Consider the following 18,636-nt stretch of genomic DNA (forward strand, 5'->3'; position numbering starts at 1 on the left):
CACGGCCGCCCTGCTTCCTATGATGAGCATATGCCGCATCCATTGGGGGGGCCGTGGGAAAATCGGATACCAGCAGCGTTAGCGCCAGTGCGCCGGCAGCGGTGCGCAAGAAAGATGCGCTGCCATTCATCCTGCTATACATCCTGCTGGCGGGCTTGCTGGCCGTGATAGGAGGGGCGGTACTGGCACCCCACTACCATGCCGTGCCGGCGCTGCTGTGGAGCCTGGGCTTTTGCGTCAGCGGCATGCTGCTGGGATTCCTGTTCGGCATACCGCGCAGCCTGCCATCGGGCACCGTCAACGCGGCGCCGCCCGACGAGCGGGCCAATGGCAAGGGCCGCCCCACGGACGAAGCGCCCGCCGCCGGAGCCGATGCGGCGACGGCCAACGCCGGCAACACCCTGTTCCTGGGCACGCCCACGCCCATGGAAGTCAATTCGAACCTGGTGGAAGTGTCGGACTGGCTGACGAAAATCATCGTCGGCGTGGGCTTGATCGAGCTCAAAAGCCTGCCCGGCAGCGCGCGCAGCATGGCCGCCTTCATCGCGCCCAGCCTGGCCACCGACACGCCGACCGCCATGGCCGTGGTGGGCGGCATCATGCTGTTCTTTTCCGTGCATGGTTTTTTGATCGGCTACCTGCTCACGCGCATTTACCTGTCCATCATGATCAAGCGGGCCGACAGTATGGTCAAGAACGAATCCGTGCGCCTGGAGAGCGGCAAGGAAATCGAAGTGACGGAACTGAGCCGCTTGCAGCAAAAATCGCTCGAAGACATGCAGGAAGCCGTGACGCAGCTGCTGCTGGCCCATCCGCCGGACGGGGGCGCGGCCGTCACGGCCCTGGCCGGCATGCCGGCGGAGAAAAAGCAGGCAGGCCTAGTGCTGTGGCTGGACGACCATCCGCGCAACAATACCTTGCTGGTGGAACAGCTGGAACGGGAAAACATCAAGGTAGACCAGGCGGTCTCGACGCAGCAGGCGCTGACCATGCTGCAACAGAAGCACTATGCGCTGCTCATCACGGACATGGCACGGGTGGAGAACCGCCAGCGCATCAAGGATGCGGGCGTGCACACGGTGCGCGAAGTGCGGCAGGCCCAGCCCGCGTTGCCCATCATCGTGTATTGCAGCAAGGATACGGTCGCCAGCTACGGCACGGAAGCGGAAGCGGCCGGCGCCCGTTTCATCACCACGTCGGGCACCAGCCTGCTGGCGGCCGTCAACAAGCTATTGCATGAGGAACGCCAGGACGGCGATCAATCCACCCGGTAACGGTAGCTGCCCACGTAATGGAGCGAACTGCGCTGCGGGTGCGCCAGCTGATTCGGCGCAAACACGCACACGCTCGTGTCGGCCAGCACGCCCTGCGCCTCCGCCTCCGCGCAGGCCTGCGCCAGCCAGCTGTCGCCATACGACACGCCATCGAGCAACTGCGCCAGCGGCACGGGCGACGCCAGCAGCGCGCTTTCAACACAGGCCGGCTCATAGCACGTGAGTCCCGTTTCCAGGAAGAACGGCGACGGCAATACATCGCCGTCTTCCGTGTATGTGGGCGCCAGGTAGGCCTGCAGCGCTTCCCAGCCGGGAAAGCGCCCGTTGCAGGCAAACACGTGGACGGTCGGCATGGTGGAAGACAAGCTTACAGCTTCTCCATCTTTTGCCGCACGGCCGGTGCCGTCGCAGCCGTCGGCGCCAGTTCCAGATAGGTTTTATAGGCCGCTTTCGCCTTGACGCCATCGCCGGCCTTGGCATACGCGTCGCCCAGATTCAGATAGGCGATGGCGCGCGACGGATCCATCTTGACCGTGTTTTCAAACCAGCGGGCCGCTTCGCGGTATTTTTCCTGCTTGTAGAAGACAAAGCCCAGGTTGTTCGCCGCGAGCGCGAAGTCGGGCCGCAGTTTCAGCGCTTCCGTAAATTGCGCTTCCGCCGCCGCATATTGTTTCTCCTTGTACAGCTGCAAGCCACGGTCGTTGGCCCGCTGCGCCAGCTGGCGCGCCGACGTCGGCACGGCGCCTGGCGTGACGATCTTCTGTTCGCCGCCCTGCAAATCCTTCACCGTCACGCTGGCCGCCGCCGGTTTGGCGTCGAGCTTGCTGTTCAGGGCAATGGCTTCCGTCGACAGCTGCGTCGTGTTCGGGCTGAGGAACTCCGTCTCGCCCGGCAATTCAAACACGAAATCGCCCCCTTCCGAGCCCGGCAAGCTGCCAAACGCGGGCGTCTGGTTCGATACGCTGGACACGGCCGGCGCCACGTAGGCCGCCAGTTCCGTCGCCGTAATGAGACCGTCGCCGTTCAGGTCGCCCTTGCCCGCCAAGCCTTGCAGCAAGGTCCACGTGAACACGGAATGGCCGTTCGGTCCGCCATCGGCCACCAGCTGGTCGCCGCCGCCAGCCGTCAGCATTTGCCTGCCGATGCGCTTGGCGTTGTCGCGCAGGAAGGAACTGGAACCGGCGCCGCGTGTCAGGCCCAGGCCGCTGTAGCAGGCATCCATGACGAAGAACGCGTGCTTGGCCGTCAGCGATTCCGCGATATTCTGGATTTCCGTCATCGGAATCGCATCCGTGGCGAACTGCGCCGGATCGGAATCGACGGGCACGATGTAGCCGAGGTCACGCCCGGAACTGAGCTTGCGCGTGGCGCCGTGGCCGGCGAAAAACACGAAGATGCGGTCATTCTTTTGCACGCCGCCATGCGCCAGCTTGTCGTGGAAGGCGGCCAGGATGTTGTTGCGCGTCGCTTCGCCATTTTTCAGGGTGACGACACGCTCGGGCGCGAAGGCAAACTTTTCAATCAGCGTTTCGCGGATGCCCTGGGCGTCGCGCACCGCATATTGCAGTTTCGGCCATTTCGCGTAGTCATCGATGCCGATCACCACGGCCCAGGAATTGGCATAACCGGTGGTCACGGGCACTTTTTCCGGCGCAGGCACCGAACTTTTCGCCACCTGGAAGCTAGTGCCATCCCAGCCCGCGAATTGATAGCCTTCCGCGATCAGCTTGTCGAGCACGGCCGGCAAGGCTTTCACCGTGCGTTCGTGGATGTCGTGGAACAGAATGATGCCGCGCCCCGCCTTGTCGACGGAGGCCAGCACCCGGTTCGTGATCGAGCTGGGCACGGGGTCGGCCCAGTCCAGCGAATCGATATTCCACATCACGGACTTCAAATGCGCATCGGCCAGCGCGGCCATGCCTTCGCTGTTGCGCGCGCCATATGGAAAGCGGAACAGCGCGGCCCGCTCGGGGCTGATGGCCTTCAACAGCGTATCGGTGCCGAGGATTTCACCCTTCAGCTTGTCGCCCGTCTGTTTCGACAACTGAGCGTGGCTGAAACTGTGGTTGCCCACGGCATAGCCTTCCTTCATCAGCTTGCGGCTCACTTCCGCGCCCGCGTTCAGCTTGGCGTGGCCTTCCGCATCCAGGCTGCCCAGGTTGCGGCCCACGTTGAAGAACACGGCCGGCACGCCATACTGTTTCAGGATGGCGCTGATTTCTTCCGTGTAGCGGCGGTGCGGGCCGTCGTCGAAGGTCAGCACGATGGTTTTCTTCGGCAAGCCCAGGCCAAAGATCTCCGCCTCATCTTTTTTTGGCACCGGCTTGGCTTCGGGCACGGAGCCAGCCGGCGGTACTGCATACGGTACGACGATGCCGTTTTCCTTGAGTATCTGTTCGCGGCTGTAGAGTTTTTTCAGCTGCACCACGTAATCGTCCCACCGTTCGCGCTTGAGTTCGATGGCGCGCTGGCCCAGGTTGCCGAAGATTTGCCGGATTTCCTTCTCGTAATTGCGCTCGATCTCGCCCAGCGCATCGAGGTCTTCGGAAATGCGCTTGTGCAGTTTGATCGCCGGCAAGGAGGAATCTTTGGCCACGTCGGCCAGCATGCTTTGCAGCAGTTCGCGGAAAGCCAGGCGGTCCGCGTCGTACAGGCCGGGATCGGATTCGACATACGTCAACAGGCTGTCGAGCGCCTCGAAGCGGCCCGGATTGGTGGGCGCCGTCAATTGATCCAGCACAAGATCGAGCTTGGCGATGCGCTCCTGGTTTTCATGGAACAGCGCCTGCCCCACCTTGCGGGCTTCATCGCGCGCGCCTTCCGGCAAGCTTTGCTCGTCGGCCAGCAGCACGATGATCTTGCGGAAATTGCCCAGCAAGTCGCGGAACTGGGCGGCCACGGCGGCCGTATCGACGGTCGATTGGGTCGCGGCGGCCGCGCTGCCCGAGGCGGGTGCGCCCGGCGTAGCGGTGGCGGCGGGACGGGTGTAGCTATAAATGCCGGCCCCAGCGGCGAGTGCCACGACAACGGTGGCGGCGATCTTGATCGGCTTGGAAGTCACAGGCTTGTCATTCCCTTCACATACTATGCATAGAATTCAGATGGCGCGGATGCGCCCGATGCATAATTGTAAAGCACGCTAGGCACAAGCTCAGCCCGCACGCTGAATTTGGGCAATAATATCGCTGAACACCTTCATAGATAGTGAAAACGGAAAAGACGATGCACAAGAAACTCTGCGCAGCCGCGCTGATGCTGGGCGTGGCCCTGATGCTGCTGCAACTGCGCGCGCATGCGGGCGATGGCACGGACAACGTTGTGGCCGGGCGCGTGTGCCTGCCGCACTGAACCACGCCTCACGCTGACGCTACACCTTGGCCGGCTCCCAGTAATTGGCCAGGCCCAGCTTTTTCAGGCCCGCCGCGACGAAACGCGGTTCCAGCAATTCTTCCGCCGTCAACGGTAGGCGGATCAATTTTTGTTCCTGCGCAAACGCCAGCACCCGGCGGTAATGGCGGTACACGGCGTCGTCGTACAGGGGCGACCAGCGCTCCTTCCACTGCAAGCCCGGATCGTCATAGCTGCGCCGCACCACGCTGTCGGGCGTGCCGTTGCGCGTGCCATCCTTGATGACCGCCTCGCGGTTGCCGTCCAAAGCCGCCCAGTGCTGGGCCCGCAGCCAGGCCGTGGCCACCAGCTCGGCGATATCGGGATGGGCTTGCGTAAAGTCGCGCCGCGCCCACAGTTCCGCCCGCATCTTGCGTTCCGGCAGTCCTTTGCTGGACCAGATGATGCGGCCGATGCCCTTGTCTTCCAGCGGATAGCCATTGATCATGAACAAGGCGTCGACGGCGCCCGTGGCCAGCGCGGCCGTGCCTGGTTTGAGGTCCATATTAATCAGGCGGAAATCCGTGGGCGACATGCGCTGGTCGGCGATCAGCTGGCGCAAGCCCAGTTCCCACGGCCGGCCCCGGTGCACGCTGATGCGCTTGCCTTTCAGCTCGGCCAATGACGTGGCGCGCGAACTGGTGGGCACCAGCAGGAACTGGTCCGTGCCCCGCCCCGCCGGCACGATCACCTGCGTGCGCACGCCGCCCGCGTTCAGGATAACGGACGGCAAGTCGCCATACGCGGCCATGTCGATGCGCCCGCTGGCGAACGCTTCATTCATGGTCGCCCCCGTGTCGCCCGTGACGGGCAGCCATTCCAGCCGCACGCCCCGCTGCTTGAGTTCGCGCGCCAGCCAGCCTTCCTGCTGCACCCGGTAAGCGATGCCGCCCAGTTCCGCCTTGCCGTTTTCCGCAAAACCCGTCGAGGCGATGCGCAAGGCCGCCGGCGGCGCCCCCGCCTTCGCCGCCGACACAGCCTGTCCCGCCAGGGGCAGCAAGGCCAGCCCGCCCATCACCGTGCGTCGCCGCATCGCATTCTCCTCATCATCATGCATGGCCACTGTTGACGTGCTTCCCGCTCAAGCCGCCCGGCGCGTCTGCGCCAGCGCCGCTTCGAAGGGACGGGGATCGATCCACGCGCGCACGTCGACCTTGCTGGGCAGGAAGTTCCAGCGGAACAGGAAATCGCTGAAATCCTGCAAACCCGCGACCGACGTTTCTGCCAGGTCCGTGTCCAGGCGCAGATGCGCATCCTTGCCGTAAGCCACTTGCACCCAGTGCTCGCTGGCATTCGATTCACGCGCGAGGAAGCGCCGCGTCTCGTCCGCATGGCCGCGCGCCCACGCTTCGGCCCGCAGCACCTGGTCGACCAGGGTCACGGCAGAGCTAAAATGATTGTCCAGCAGGTGCGCATCGACGCTCAGAGTGCGCGGCGTGCCGTTGTTAGCGCGGATCAAGGGTTCCGGATGGATGCCCGTGTCGATCACCGTGTGCAAGCCGAACTGCTGCGCCAGCTGGGCCGCCGAGGCGCCTTTCAGGAAGATGGCGTCCACTTCGCCCCGCAGCAGCCCCAGCAGTTCCGGGCTTTGGCCGCCGCGCCGCGCGCCGCTGAACAGATTCGTTGCCGCGCCCTTCTCCGGCGCCGCCTCGCTCTGGCCGGTGCTGACCACATAATCGACCAGTTCCACGTCCGCCACGGCCAGCCCTTCCAGGCTCAGCGCGTTTTCCAGGCCTCGCAAGGCTTGCGCGCGCGCAAAGTCGATCTGCGCCTTGCTCCATAATGGCAAGCCGAAACGCCGGCCCTTCAAATCGCGCACCGACTGGATGCCGCTGCCGGGCAAGGTCAATATCAGCTGCGTCTCATCCGACCACGACAGGCCGATCACGCGCGTCTCGCGTCCCGCCGCGCGCGCCCACAGGGCCGGGATATTGCCGCCGTGGCGCACGGAATTCCGCAGGGTGTGGTCGAAATGCGATTCGCGCACGGCTTCCTGGTCCGACTCTCGCAAGGAGCGCAAGCTGGTGCCGTCGGCGCGCAATGCCTCTTCCAGCCAGCCTTGCTGCAAGGCTATCCCCAGTCCCGTCGGGACGGGGCAGCGCGTGTACCACAGGGTGTCGAGTGCGTTGTTATTGCTCATCTTGTATCTCCAGAGTGGGTGGACCGGTCAAAAAGGAAACTACAGCGCCATCCTGCGCGCCCATTCATTGCCATCCCATGAGCTGCTGGGATCTACATCCTGCGCCACGGGCGCATGCGTGTCGTCCAGGTCGCTGAAATCCGCATGCAAGCCATCGCGGATGGCGACAAAGCCCGGAGATCCCCGCTGGCGCGGGTGGGCCAGCGGCACGTCCTGCACCCGGCGCACCTTGCCCGGACGCGCATCGAGCACGACGATGCGGTCGGCCAGGTAGACGGCTTCATCGATGTCATGCGTGACCATGACCATGGTGATGCCCTCGTCCTGCCACAGGCGGCGCAGTTCCTGCTGCAGGCGCAAGCGGGTCAGCGCGTCGAGCGCGCCCAGCGGCTCGTCCAGCAGCAGCACGTCGGGCCGCCCCACGAGGGCGCGGGCAATCGCGGCCCGCTGCGACATGCCGCCCGATAATTGATGCGGATACGCATCCGCATAGCCGTCGAGGCCCACGCGCGCAATTTCCGCCGCCACGCGCGATGCCCGCTCGGCCAAGGGCACACGGGTATTGCTGAACGCCACGGCCACGTTCTGCTGCACCGTCAGCCAGGGAAACAGGCGGTGATCCTGGAACACGAGGCCCCGGTGCAAGTCCGTGCCGCGGATGGGCACGCCATCGTGCAGCAGCAAGCCCGTGTAGTCCGTGTCCAGGCCAGCCAGCAGGCGCAGCAAGGTGGACTTGCCGCAGCCGGACGCACCGACGATGGCAACGAATTCGCCCGGGGCAATCGTCAGCGAAATATCGTCGAGCACCAGCAGCGGCGCGCCTTTCAGCGAAAACGACTTGCTCACGTGCTGCACTTGCAAGCCGCCGCTCAGGTGCTGCTGTTGCGGCGACAAGGCCGAAGGGGAAACGAAATCATTCATGGCGCACTCTCTGCGGTGGGGGCGAGGGAAGGAATGGCGGCGGGCGGCGCCCGGCGCAGCCAGCGGCTGCCGTGGAAAACCAGCCAGGCGGCCAGCCACGGCGCCAGCCAGATCAGGAATACATTGCGCAAGCCCGTCAGGTCGGCCAGGCGGCCCGCCGCCAGCGCGCCAGCCGTGCCGCCCACCATGCCGAACAGGGTCAAGTGGGCCGAGACCCTGGCCTTGTCGACGGGCGCGCGGGCGATATTGTCCGTATTGACGAGGTTATTCACGCCCAGGCCCAGTCCCAGCAGCACGGACGCGGCCAGGTAGGCGATGCTGTCCGGCCACAGGCCCAGGATCAGCAAGGCGGCCATGATGGCCAGGTGCGCGCCGCCATACAACTGCTCGCGGTAGCGGCTGGCCAGCACGAAGCGTCCCAGGAACAGCAGCACCAGCACGCAGCTGAGTCCCTGCACGGCCATCAGCCAGACGGAATGATGCGCAGGCCAGTGCAGCACGCGGATGGCCAGCAGGATGGAAAACACGCCCACGCTGGACGCCGTGAAGCTGGCGAGGATCTCGAACAGGTAAGTCACGCGCACGATGGGCAGGCGCAACAGTTCGCGCAAGCTGGCCGCACCGGGCAGCAAGGCTTGGCCTTCCAGCTTGCGCGGCGCCGTATTGCTGGGCAACACTTGCCAGCCCAGCACGGCGAGGATGGCGAACATCAGGGCCGAGATCAAGAAGCCCGCCTTCAGCCCCAGCTGCGCGATCAGGTAGTTGCCGCACAAGGGGCCGAGGAATTGCATGCCGAGAATTAATGTTCCCTTGTACCAGCCCGCCTTGCCCTGCCCCAGTTCCGGCAGGCGCACGAGAAACACGGTGCTCATGGCCACGATGCGCAGCGAGATGCACAGGCCCACCAGAAACATCAGCAAAGCCACCCACTGCCAGCCGGGCAGCCACGGCAGCACGCAGAACGCCAGCGCCAGGCTCAGGCTGACGCCCGCATACAGATGCTTCGGATTGCCGCGCGACAAGATGTAGCCGGCCGGTATGGTGCCCAGCGCCATGGCCAGGGTTTCCGCGCTGCTGATCGCGGCCAGCTGGAAATTGCTCACGTGCAGATGCAAGCCCAGCAAGGTGGCCAGCACCTTGTTCATGCCGATGGTCACGCCCGACAGCAGGGTCAGGCCGATAAAACGCAGCAAGAAGGCGCGCAGCTCGCCTTCGCGGGCGCTGACGGCCGCGTCTGGCTGGAATGGCAACGATTCACTCACTGCTGCGCCCCTTTACCAGCAGACGCGCAAGACGCGCAAACGCCACGTTCATCGCCTGCGCCAGCAAGGCGATCACGAGCACGGCCAGCAGGACGACGTCCATGCGGCCCGACACTTCGCCATTGAGCAGCAATGAACCCATGCCGGGACCGGCTGAAAACAGCAGCTCGCCGCCCAGGCAAGCGAGCCAGGCAAACGCCAGCGCATGCGTGACACCGGTGACGATGGCCGGCATGGCGCCCGGCAGCAAAATCTGGCGCAGGGTCTGCCAGCGCGTCAGGGTCAGCACCTGCCCCACTTCGCGCAAGCGTCCTTCCACCTGGCGCATGCCCGCATACGTGTTGAGCACGGTCGGGTAAAAGGCGGCGATGGCGATCACCAGCAGCTTGGCGCCGTCGCCATTGCCCACCCACAGCCCCAGCAAGGGTATCAGGCCCAGCAGCGGCACTTGGCGGATGCTGTGAAACAGCGGCCCGATCAGCCGGTCCGCCAGCGGCGACTGCGCCATCAGCGCGCCCGTGACGATGCCGGCGCTGCCGCCCAGCAGCAAGCCGGCCAGGGTGCGGCCCAGGCTGGCGCGCAAGTGCACCCACAGCTCGCCCGTGATCACCAGGTCGCGCAAGCTGTGCGCCAGGTCGCCCAGGGACACAAAGATGTAGGCGGCGGCCGCGCCCTGGCCGGAAGCCCATTGCCAGGCACCCAGCAAGGCCAGCGGCAGCAGCGCGCCTTTTATGAACAGTATCAAACGCTGCTTCATGCGGTGCCTCCCTTGCCATCGCCACTGCGTTTCCAGCGCATCAGCCTCGATTCCAGCGCGTGGCATAGCCGGTCCAGGCCGAAGCCGATCACGCCCGTCAGCACCACGCCCACCATCACCACGTCGAGGCGGAACATTTGGCGGCCCATTTCCATCATCTGCCCCAGGCCGCTGTCGGCAGCCAGCAATTCCGCGCCCACCAGCACCATCCACGAACGCGACAGGGCGATGCGCATGCCCGTCAGCGCGGCCGGCACGATGGCCGGCAAGACGATCAGGCGGATGCGCTGCCAGCGCGAGAAGCAATACACTTGCGCCACCTCAAAGTAGCGCTGCGACAAGTTGCGGATGGCGTCATGCACGGCCAGCGCGACGATGAAGAAACTGGCCTTGGCCACGATAAACACTTTAAAACTCTCGCCTATGCCGAACAACAAGATGAACAAGGGGATCAGGGCCACCGTCGGCAACTGGCGCAAGACATTGAAGGTGGGGTCGACGTAGCTGCGCAAGCCAGGCGACAGGCCCAGCACGACGCCAAAGGCCAGGCCGCAGCTGGCGCCCAGGCCGAAACCGGCCAGCAAGCGAAACAGGCTAATGCCCAGGTGCTGGCCCAGTTCGCCGCTCTCGGCCAGGTCGCGGGCCGTCAGCAGTACTTGCCATGGCGACATCAAGATGTGCGCAGGCATCCACTCGAACGTGGTGGCCGCCGTCCACAGCAGCAGCAAGGCCAGCGGCGAGGCCCACACGGACCACGGCGAGCGCACGAAGCGTCGCAGCCAGGGGATGGAGGCCGCACGCGCTGGCGCAGGGGCGCGGGGCAAGGCAATGGCGAGGGAAGTCATGGCGCCCAGTACGTTTGCAGCTTCAGCTGCGCCAGTGCCTGGTTGACGAACTGGGGCGCGAACAGGCTGTCGACTTGCAGGGGCCGCCCGATCAGGCCCGCGCTCCTCGCATATGCCGCCTCGCCCACGTAATGCTGGCGCAGGCTGGCCGTAAACAGGGGCGACCAGCGCGCCTGCCATGGCGTATGGTCGCCCGCCAGTTCGCGCCGCACGACGCTTTCCACCTGGCCCGCGGCCGCCTCCGTGCGCACGTATTCGTCTTCGCCTCCGGCGCCGGCGGCCCGGTGGTGCTCGCGCACATAGGCCGTCACCACCAGCTGGGCCAGTTGCGGATAGCGTTGCAGGAAACCGCTGTCGGCCCACAGTTCGGCGCGCATCTTCCAGTCCTGCGGCGGCGCCTTGCTGGCCCAGATGATCTTGCCCACCTTTTTATCTTCCAGCAGGAAGGCATCGCTGAGCGTGAAGAAAGCGTCGGCGCCGCCCGTCGCCACGGCTGCCGCGCCCGCCTGCGGATTCAGGTTGAGGATCTTGACGTCGCGCAAGGTCATGCCGTTCGCTTCCAGCAGGCGGGCAAACGGGTATTCCCACGGCCGGCCACGGTGCAGGGCGATCTTCTTGCCCTTCAAGTCCTTGATCGACTTGGCCGTGGAACCGTTCGGCACCACGAGGTAGGTGTTGTTGGCGCTGCCGCCGGGCAGGATCAGCCGCGTCTGCAAGCCCGAGGCATTGGCGATAATCGACGGCAAGTCGCCATACTGGGCCAGGTCGATCGAACGGTTGGCAAACGCCTCGTTGACTTGCGTCGCCACGGAATTGGTGGTGACGGGCACCCACTCCAGCTTCACTCCCAGCTTGCCAAGCTCGGCCGCCAGCCAGCCCGTTGACGCCACCTGGGCGGCCGAGCCGGCAAACACGGTCTTGCCGGACGGCGCCGTGCGGGCCACGACGGCGATGCGCACGGCGGCCGGCAGTGCTTCGGCGGCGGCGGCCATCGCTGGCGCCAGCAGGCTGGCCGCCAGGGTGGCGGCGAATGCTTTGCGCCAGATCAAACGTAAGAATTTCAATGACATTGCGGGCCTGTTCGTGAAAGGGTTACACCAGGTCGGTGGCGGGCAGCAGCGACAAGGCGCGCGCCGTGTCGATCAGCTTGCTCATCTTCCATTGCTGCAGCAGCACGCCGGGGCCGAAATCGCGCGAACCGCCGATGGCTTCGGCCGCGATCTGGATCTTCGCGCCCTCTTCCAGCAGCAGGATGAACTCGGCCAGCTTCAGCAAGCCCTGCTTGCCCCACACGGTGGCGCCGCCATTCGCTTCCAGGATGGCCGTCGCATGCGTGTTGCGGGCGATTTCACCGAGGATGAAATCGACTTCCGGCTGGCGGCGGTCGATATAGATGGGAATTTCGCGGATCAGCTGGAAGCGCTGCACGGGCACGTAGCGGATCGGCAGGGTGCGGTGTGTCTGCGCCCACGCGCCCAGCGACGGCGAATGCACGTGCGAGATCGACGTGACCTCGGGCCGCTCGCGGAACAGTTTCAGATAGCGCGCGCCGCCGTTGTTCGCGTCGCCCACGATCACCGTACCATCGAGCGCCAGCACGGCCGCCTTCAGGGGCTGGCCACGGCGGAACGGGCCCGGATCGTTGACCACCACGACCTTGTCGCCGCCGGGCGTGCGCTCGACGAAGCCCACCGTGCCATTGGCCGTCAGGCTGCCCGTTTCGCGCAAGCCGTCGAAGGCGATCTGCGCATCGCGGCGCACCTGCTCCACGAAGGCCAGTTCGGCCGCCGTCAACTCCTGCACCTGTACTTGTTGTGCTTCCGCTTGTGCCACGTCCGTCATGTCATGCTCCATTCGTTGGGGTTGGGATACGGGTCAGTCATGCCTCTACTTTCGCAAGACGCGTGCCAGCGCCGCGGCCAGTCAAATGGTGGAAGGCTGCTGCCTGCGCAACAGCGGCTGCTGGCGTGGCAGCAGCGGCGTGCGCACGCGCTGTCGGCAAGCCAGCAAGCGGCGCGGGCACGTTTCCTGCACGGTTCAAGGCTCCACCCACCACCAAGGAATTCCATGACTACCGCACCATCCCCTGCTGTCGATACCGTCTGGTTCACCCGCTGCCCCGTGCCCACGGCCACGGGCCTGGCCTATAAACTGGGCTGGCTGGACGAGGAATTCGCCCGCGACGGCATCGCCCTGAAAACCCTGCAGGAAGTGGGCGGCGAACTGGCGCGCCACCATTACGACCACGGCCTGTCCACGCTCGTGCGCGAAGGCGGCAACCTGCTGGCCCTGCCGGCGCGCGCGCAAGGGGCGCCCACACGCCTGATCGGCCTGACGTGGATCGATGAATGGCAAGCCATCCTCGTGCGCCCCGGTTCCGGCATCACGAAGCCCGCGCAGTTGCAGGGCAAGCGCCTGGCGCTGCCCGTGTTCCGCGCAGAGGACTTGCGCGAGAACCGGCGCGGGCGCAGCATCGCGCGCGGCATGAGCCTGGCCGGCTACAAGGGTGTGCTGGCGTCGGCCGGCCTCACGCTCGACGATGTGCAACTGGTGGAGGTGGGCGCCGACGCGCCAGCGCAAGCCAATCTGGGTGCGGGACTGTGGCAAGGCATCGCGCCGCTGCTGCGCGGCGAGGTCGACGCCGTCTACGTGAAAGGCGCGGCGGCGGCCGAAGCGGCCCGCGCGGCGGGATTGGAAGTGGGCATCGATATCGACGCCCTGCCCGACCGGCGCTTCCGCGTGAACAACGGCACGCCGCGCCCGATCACCGTGCATGAAACGATGCTGGAACAGCATTTCGAGCTGGTCGTGCGCTTCCTGACGCAAACCCTGCGCGCCGCCCACTGGGCGCGCAGCCACCAGGCCGACGTGCTGGCCATCCTGCAGGGCGAGACGCGGGCCGGCGCCGACGCCGTGGCCGAAGCTTACCGCGACGGTTTTCACCTGACCCTGGCGCCCGACCTGTCCGACGACAAGGTGGCGCTGTTCCGCCAGCAAAAGGATTTCCAGCTGCAGCACGGTTTCCTCGACCGCGACGTGGATATCGAGCGCTGGATCGACCGCCGGCCGTTGGAAGAGGCACAGCGCCGGCTGGACGCGCTGCTGCAAGTGGCGGCATAAAAGCACAAGGCCGGCGAATTCGCCGGCCTTTTTACATCAGGCCGCCACGCTCAGAACTGGATCGTGTACGACGCCCCCACCGTGCGGCCCTGGCCGATGATGACGGTGTCGCCATTGACGGCGCCCGGCACGAAGCTGGTGAGCGTATGGTTGCGGTAGACCTTGTCGGCCAGGTTGTTCGCATACGCCGTGATGCGGTGTTTGCCGCCCGGGAGCACATACGACAGGCGCGCATTGGCCAGCGCGAAGCCGCCCTGGTTCAGCAAGCCGCGCGCGTCGCTTTGCGGGTCGACATAGTAGTACTGCTTGGACGTGTAGCGCACGTCGCCGCTGAAGACCAGCTGCGCGCCATTGCCCAGCGGGTAGCGGTAATCGGCCGCCAGCAAGGCCGTCACGTGGGGCGAGCGCACGAATTCATTGCCGGAGCGGTCGCCGCCATTGTTCTGGATGGCGAAATCGTCGAATTCCGTGCGCAGCAGGCCGATATTGGCGTTGATGTGCAGGTTGTCCGTCGGCTGCGCCTCGAGCTCGAATTCCGCGCCATTCACGTGGGCCTTGCGCACGTTCTGCAGGTAATTGACGCTTTGCGTTGGGTCGCCGTTGTACACGCCCGTGATATTGACCTGCACGTTCTTGTAATCATAGTGAAAAACGTTGGCGTTGAAATTCAGGCGTCCATCCAGCCATTCCGACTTGATGCCCGCCTCGAACGAGTTCAGGGTTTCCGGCTTCACCGTATTCAATGCTCGCACGTCCGTGGCGCTCGTGTTGTAGCCGCCGGACTTGATGCCGTGCGCGTATTTCAGGTAGCCGCGCAGGGTGCGGCTGAAGCGGTATTCGGGCGTCACGTCGTAGGTCAGCGCATTCCACGTGGTGGACGGATTCGACGTGAAATTGTTGTTGGCCACCGAGGCGGCCGCGTAATTGCCGCCCCGGACCGTGTTCCACCAGTTGGCCGCATCGCCAAACGTCACCGTGTTCGATGCGGCCTGCACGCGCCGCAAATCGAGATCCTTGGTTTCCGTCGTCCAGCGCAAGCCAAACGTGGACAGGAACTGCTCGCTGAAGTTGACGGTCGTGCTGCCGAAGATGGCCGCGCTGCGCGCCTTGTGCTGATAGATGGTGCGGTTGTAGCCGACGGGCTGCGTGCTGCCCGCCAGCGCCGGCACGGTGCCGTTGGGCAGGCGCGCGCCGGCCGAATCGGAATCGATCTTTTCATTGAAGTAGAACAGCCCCGCGACCCAGCTCACGGCGCCGTTTTGCGGCGATGTGAGGCGCAGCTCCTGCGACACTTGCCGGCTGCTGGCCTTCGAACGGCTGCGGCCCACTTCCAGCGGCGTATTGTCGCTGTCGCCCGTCGCTTCGTTGCGGAAGTTTTCATAGCCGGTGATCGACGTCAGGGTCAGCTCGCCCAGCGCGTATTCCAGGTTCAGCTGCGCGCCGCCCTGCGTCACGTCGCTGTCGGCCGGCGCATTCGTGCTCACGTCATCGGGATTGGTGCTGGGGATGTAGCCGTTGCGGTAGACGCCATTCGCGCCATAGCTGGCCACCGTGGTGGTGGCGCCCTTGGTCGTGTAGTCGCGGTAATGCAGGTTCAGGTTCGCCGTCAGGTCGCGCCCGATCAGGGCCTTGAGCTGGCCGCGGATGGCGCTATCCTTGAGCTTTCCATCGCGCTCGCCCGTAAACTGGTTGTGGAAGCGGCCCTTGTCCTGCTGTTCCGTGTGGAAGGACAGGCGCCCCGCCAGCACTTCGTCGACCAGCGCGCCGCCGATGGCGCCTTCGGCCAGCTTGGTGTCGTAGCTGCTGTAGTCAAGCTTGGCGTAGCCGCTGGACTTGAACGAGGGCTTGCGCGAAATCACGTTGATGGCGCCGCCCGTCGTGTTCTTGCCCCACAAGGTGCCTTGCGGCCCGCGCAGCACTTCCACCCGGTCCAGGTCGAACAGGGGAAAGCCCGTGGCGCTGGAATTGCTGATGTAGACGTCGTCGAGGTAAAAGCCGACGGGGTTCGGAAAATCGATTTGCTGCTGGCCCGCACCGACGCCGCGTATCCACCAGCGCGGGCGGCCATGCTGCTGCGTGCCGGCCGAGGCGTTCGGCACGTAGTTGAGGATTTCGCTGGCCGAACGGCCGATGCCCGTATCGAGCAGCTCCTTGCCGCCCAATACAGTGATCGCGCTCGGCACCTTTTGCGCCGATTCCTCGCGCTTTTGCGCCGTCACCGTCACCGATTGCAGGGAGGCGCCCTCGCCCCCACCGTTCGCGTCGGCCGCGGCAATGACATCGGCGCCAGGCGTTTCCGCATGCGCCATGCCGTGGACGAGCATCAGCCCGCCGATGGCGAAGGCCGAGCGCAGCGCGCGGCGCACTGGCGTCAAATGAAGAGGAGATGGGGAGAAGGCGGCGGGGGCAGTCGAACGGCGCATGGGTGATTATCCTTGAGTAAAGTCAAAACGCGAGATGGTGATGACTGGTATTGCAAGGGGCATGCCCGCTGCCGCAGCGCAGCAAAATGGGAGTCAAGTGATTGATTTCAAAGGAAGACTATCGTGATGATAGTGCTGTTGATTTGGCAGCAGCGGCGCTGCCGCGTGCTGCCTGCGCGACAGCAGGCGGTGGCGCTGCTGTCGCGGCAACAGGGGGAATGCCTCAGGCGGCGCGCAAGAGTGCCGCCGTATGCCCGCGCACGAGGGGCAGCACTTCTTCGCCCACGCGATAGGCTTCCTCCAGGTGCGGCGTGCTGGCCAGGATGAAGGCGTCGGCGCCCAGCTGCACCAGTTCGTCCAGGCGTTCGGCCACCTGCTGGTAGCTGCCGACAATGCCCTGCGTCTGCCCGCCGCGCAGCAGATTGAAGCCGGACCAGATGTTCGGCGCCGTGATCAAGTCCTTGTAGCTGTTCAGGGTCGTCGGGCGGTTGCCGCGCTGGCGCGCCGCGCCCACGGAATCGCCGCCATCGGCGCCGAGGAACTGGCGCAGGGTGGCGGGATCGACGGCGTCAAAGCCCTTGCGCACCTCGTCCCATGCCTCTTCTTCCGTGGCGCGGGCCACGATGTCGACGCGCACGGCGCACTTGATCTTGCGGCCCAGCAGCGCCGTCTTTTCATGCACGCGGGCGAATTTCTCGCGCAGCTGCTCGAACGGTTCCAGCCACGTCAGGTAGTAGTCGGCGTGCTTCGAGGCGGAACCCAAGGCCGCGTCGGACGAGCCGGAAAAATAGATCTCGGGGAAATCCTGCTCCGACAGCGGCGTGGCCAGTCCCGCATCTTCCACCTGGTAGAACTTGCCCTGGTAGGAAAACGGCCCGCCGCGCCATACGCCGCGCACCACGTCGAGAAATTCCGTCGTGCGCGTGTAGCGGTCGTCGTGGCCGGCCGAATCACCCCACCACAGTTGCGCCGGACCGCCGCCGCCCGTGATGACGTTGTACAGGGCACGGCCGCCCGTGGCCCGCTGCAAGCTGGCCGTCATGCGCGCGGCCACCACGGGGTTCAAGAAACCGGGCTGGAACGGGATCATGAAGCGGAAGGTGCGCGTTTCGCGCGCCAGCAGCGCTGAAATCGCCCACGGTTCGTCCGTCATGGGGAAGGACGGGATCAGGCCGCCCTGGAAGCCCGATATTTCAGCGGCGCGGGCGATCTCGGCCAGGTAGTCGATGTAGGTAAAGCCGTCGGCGCCGCCGCCACCGAGGCCGGCCTGGCGCAGGTTGTCATTGCCGGGAAACCAGTCGCCGCGAAACGGCGTGCGGGCGCGATGCGAACTCGGTTCGCCATGCGTGGGGATGCGCCAGAAGAAATCGATAGCCATGCAGGTACTCCTTCAGTAGGTTGGATACAGGAACTCAAGCCGCTTGCAGCTGCGCGCTCAACGCTGCCCGCACGCGGGGCAGCACGTGCTCGCCGATGCGGTAGGCTTCCTCGAAATGGGGAATGGCCGCCAGCACGAAGCTGGACACGCCGGCCTGCGCGTACGCCTCCAGCGCGGCGCTCACCTGTGCATAGCTGCCGACCAGGGCGCCGTGGGCGCCCGTTTGCGCTTGCGCAAAGCCGGGCCAGAAGGCCGCGGCACTGCCGTCGAATGGCGCATCGTCGGGCAGCCCCGCACCGCCGCGGTAGCGGCGCGCGTCGCGCAAGGCTTCGTCGAAGGTTTCGCGCGCCAGCACGTCGATGCGCAAGCCCGCCGCCACGGCGCGGCCCAGCTGGCGCGCCTGCGCTTGCAGGCTGTCGATGACAGGCTGCAAATCCGCCTGCGGCGCCGCATCGAACACGTGCACATCGGCCTGGCGCGCCGACAGGGTCAGCGCTTCAGGCGACTCGCCGGTCAGATAGATGCCGTTGACGGGATGGTTCGCCAGCGGCCCCTTGAAGCCGCCGTCCTGCACTTCGAAGAACTTGCCCTTGAAGCTGAACGGCGACGTATTCTGCACGCCGCGCGCCACCGTGATGAATTCATCGATGCGCGGCAGGATGTCGGCCTCCGGTGCCGCATCGCCCTGGCGCCGGCGCGCTGCCGCATCGCCGCCATGGCCGATCTGCCAGGCGAAGCGTCCGCCCGTGAAGCGCTGGAAGCTGACGGCGTTCTTTGCCGCATACACGGCCGAACCCCAGGCGGCGTCGAATTCGGCGATCAGTTTCAAATGGCGCGTGCTGCGGGCCAGGTAGCCCGCGACGATCCAGCTTTCGTCGCCCTGCGTATCGTGGCGTATCTGGATGCCGTCGAAGCCGGAAAGATCGGCTGCGCGGGCGATCTGGTGCAGGTAATCGAAATAATTGAAGGGCGGACGCGCGCCGCGCGGGTCGCTCACGCCCGCCTGCAGGGGACTGGGCGCGCCGGCGGCCCGTTCGCCCCTGCGCGTGATGCCGGGTGCCGCGTAACGGCCATCGCCGCTGGTGGGCAATTGCCAGATGAATTCTATGGTCATGCATGGACTCCTGTC

The 18,636-nt window shown here is 65.5% G+C and carries 16 protein-coding genes; 3 read left to right on the plus strand and 13 right to left on the minus strand.

All coding sequences use genetic code 11. The annotated features are described in order from the left end of the window. The first annotated feature begins 53 nt into the window (after positions 1-53). Complete coding sequence (locus BLT98_RS02430) at positions 54-1,274, plus strand: response regulator (protein WP_092605053.1); 1,221 nt, start codon at positions 54-56, stop codon at positions 1,272-1,274. Here the strand turns inward: BLT98_RS02430 and BLT98_RS02435 are convergent. Then, positions 1,259-1,639, minus strand: a complete 381-nt coding sequence (locus BLT98_RS02435; RefSeq protein ID WP_139178983.1) for an immunity 22 family protein — start codon at positions 1,637-1,639, stop codon at positions 1,259-1,261. The two genes, BLT98_RS02430 and BLT98_RS02435, sit on opposite strands and share 16 nt — an antisense overlap. Positions 1,640-1,641: 2 nt before the next feature. After that, positions 1,642-4,335 (minus strand): polysaccharide deacetylase family protein, encoded by a 2,694-nt coding sequence (locus tag BLT98_RS02440; protein WP_092605055.1) that lies wholly within the window; start codon positions 4,333-4,335, stop codon positions 1,642-1,644. A gap of 161 nt (positions 4,336-4,496) precedes the next feature. Here BLT98_RS02440 and BLT98_RS29630 point away from each other — a divergent pair, with 161 nt between their 5' ends. Continuing rightward, complete coding sequence (locus tag BLT98_RS29630) at positions 4,497-4,622, plus strand: hypothetical protein (protein WP_256608825.1); 126 nt, start codon at positions 4,497-4,499, stop codon at positions 4,620-4,622. 19 nt (positions 4,623-4,641) lie between these two features. On the opposite strand, the gene BLT98_RS02445 is transcribed toward BLT98_RS29630, so the two are convergent. The 8 genes from BLT98_RS02445 to BLT98_RS02480 are packed head-to-tail and all read right to left on the minus strand — an operon-like array spanning position 4,642 to position 12,428. Then, positions 4,642-5,694: an ABC transporter substrate-binding protein gene (locus BLT98_RS02445; RefSeq protein WP_170846264.1), complete on the minus strand. Its 1,053-nt coding sequence runs from the start codon at positions 5,692-5,694 to the stop codon at positions 4,642-4,644. Between the two features lie 48 nt (positions 5,695-5,742). Further along, positions 5,743-6,801, minus strand: a complete 1,059-nt coding sequence (locus tag BLT98_RS02450) for an ABC transporter substrate-binding protein (protein WP_092605057.1) — start codon at positions 6,799-6,801, stop codon at positions 5,743-5,745. Between the two features lie 39 nt (positions 6,802-6,840). Next, entirely contained in the window at positions 6,841-7,722 is an 882-nt protein-coding gene (locus tag BLT98_RS02455) for an ABC transporter ATP-binding protein (protein ID WP_092605058.1), read from the minus strand. Then, the gene (locus BLT98_RS02460; protein WP_092605059.1) at positions 7,719-8,984 is read right to left on the minus strand and encodes an MFS transporter; all 1,266 of its coding nucleotides are present in this window, start codon (positions 8,982-8,984) and stop codon (positions 7,719-7,721) included. Before BLT98_RS02460 ends, BLT98_RS02455 begins: the two co-directional genes overlap by 4 nt. After that, complete coding sequence (locus tag BLT98_RS02465; protein ID WP_092605060.1) at positions 8,977-9,741, minus strand: ABC transporter permease; 765 nt, start codon at positions 9,739-9,741, stop codon at positions 8,977-8,979. Before BLT98_RS02465 ends, BLT98_RS02460 begins: the two co-directional genes overlap by 8 nt. Next, positions 9,738-10,586, minus strand: a complete 849-nt coding sequence (locus BLT98_RS02470; protein WP_092605061.1) for an ABC transporter permease — start codon at positions 10,584-10,586, stop codon at positions 9,738-9,740. The genes BLT98_RS02465 and BLT98_RS02470 overlap by 4 nt, the downstream gene beginning before the upstream one ends. After that, positions 10,583-11,656, minus strand: coding sequence for a PhnD/SsuA/transferrin family substrate-binding protein (locus BLT98_RS02475; RefSeq protein WP_092605062.1), 1,074 nt, complete (start codon positions 11,654-11,656; stop codon positions 10,583-10,585). Before BLT98_RS02475 ends, BLT98_RS02470 begins: the two co-directional genes overlap by 4 nt. Before the next feature lie 22 nt (positions 11,657-11,678). Further along, the gene (locus BLT98_RS02480) at positions 11,679-12,428 is read right to left on the minus strand and encodes a class II aldolase/adducin family protein (protein ID WP_092606793.1); all 750 of its coding nucleotides are present in this window, start codon (positions 12,426-12,428) and stop codon (positions 11,679-11,681) included. A 225-nt stretch (positions 12,429-12,653) separates the two neighbouring features. On the opposite strand from BLT98_RS02480, the gene BLT98_RS02485 reads away from it, so the two are divergent. Continuing rightward, a complete protein-coding gene (locus tag BLT98_RS02485; RefSeq protein ID WP_092605063.1) occupies positions 12,654-13,706 on the plus strand; it encodes an ABC transporter substrate-binding protein in 1,053 nt (350 codons plus the stop codon). A 50-nt stretch (positions 13,707-13,756) separates the two neighbouring features. On the opposite strand, the gene BLT98_RS02490 is transcribed toward BLT98_RS02485, so the two are convergent. From BLT98_RS02490 to BLT98_RS02500, 3 genes are all read right to left on the minus strand, one after another. Continuing rightward, positions 13,757-16,129, minus strand: coding sequence for a TonB-dependent receptor (locus BLT98_RS02490; RefSeq protein WP_092605064.1), 2,373 nt, complete (start codon positions 16,127-16,129; stop codon positions 13,757-13,759). A 223-nt stretch (positions 16,130-16,352) separates the two neighbouring features. Next, a complete protein-coding gene (locus BLT98_RS02495) occupies positions 16,353-17,507 on the minus strand; it encodes an LLM class flavin-dependent oxidoreductase (protein ID WP_034785817.1) in 1,155 nt (384 codons plus the stop codon). 34 nt (positions 17,508-17,541) lie between these two features. Continuing rightward, entirely contained in the window at positions 17,542-18,621 is a 1,080-nt protein-coding gene (locus tag BLT98_RS02500) for an LLM class flavin-dependent oxidoreductase (RefSeq protein ID WP_092605065.1), read from the minus strand. Positions 18,622-18,636: the final 15 nt, after the last annotated feature.

This window comes from Janthinobacterium sp. YR213, assembly GCF_900099875.1.
GTDB classification, from domain to species: domain Bacteria; phylum Pseudomonadota; class Gammaproteobacteria; order Burkholderiales; family Burkholderiaceae_D; genus Janthinobacterium; species Janthinobacterium lividum.

What these genes read in the sequence shown, in the direction of transcription:
- BLT98_RS29630 (WP_256608825.1), top strand. Translation starts at nt 4,497, where the DNA reads ATGCACAAGAAACTCTGCGCAGCCGCGCTGATGCTGGGCGTGGCCCTG.
- BLT98_RS02445 (WP_170846264.1), bottom strand. Translation starts at nt 5,694, where the DNA reads ATGCGGCGACGCACGGTGATGGGCGGGCTGGCCTTGCTGCCCCTGGCG.
- BLT98_RS02450 (WP_092605057.1), bottom strand. Translation starts at nt 6,801, where the DNA reads ATGAGCAATAACAACGCACTCGACACCCTGTGGTACACGCGCTGCCCC.
- BLT98_RS02455 (WP_092605058.1), bottom strand. Translation starts at nt 7,722, where the DNA reads ATGAATGATTTCGTTTCCCCTTCGGCCTTGTCGCCGCAACAGCAGCAC.
- BLT98_RS02465 (WP_092605060.1), bottom strand. Translation starts at nt 9,741, where the DNA reads ATGAAGCAGCGTTTGATACTGTTCATAAAAGGCGCGCTGCTGCCGCTG.
- BLT98_RS02470 (WP_092605061.1), bottom strand. Translation starts at nt 10,586, where the DNA reads ATGACTTCCCTCGCCATTGCCTTGCCCCGCGCCCCTGCGCCAGCGCGT.
- BLT98_RS02475 (WP_092605062.1), bottom strand. Translation starts at nt 11,656, where the DNA reads ATGTCATTGAAATTCTTACGTTTGATCTGGCGCAAAGCATTCGCCGCC.
- BLT98_RS02480 (WP_092606793.1), bottom strand. Translation starts at nt 12,428, where the DNA reads ATGACGGACGTGGCACAAGCGGAAGCACAACAAGTACAGGTGCAGGAG.
- BLT98_RS02485 (WP_092605063.1), top strand. Translation starts at nt 12,654, where the DNA reads ATGACTACCGCACCATCCCCTGCTGTCGATACCGTCTGGTTCACCCGC.
- BLT98_RS02490 (WP_092605064.1), bottom strand. Translation starts at nt 16,129, where the DNA reads ATGCGCCGTTCGACTGCCCCCGCCGCCTTCTCCCCATCTCCTCTTCAT.
- BLT98_RS02495 (WP_034785817.1), bottom strand. Translation starts at nt 17,507, where the DNA reads ATGGCTATCGATTTCTTCTGGCGCATCCCCACGCATGGCGAACCGAGT.
- BLT98_RS02500 (WP_092605065.1), bottom strand. Translation starts at nt 18,621, where the DNA reads ATGACCATAGAATTCATCTGGCAATTGCCCACCAGCGGCGATGGCCGT.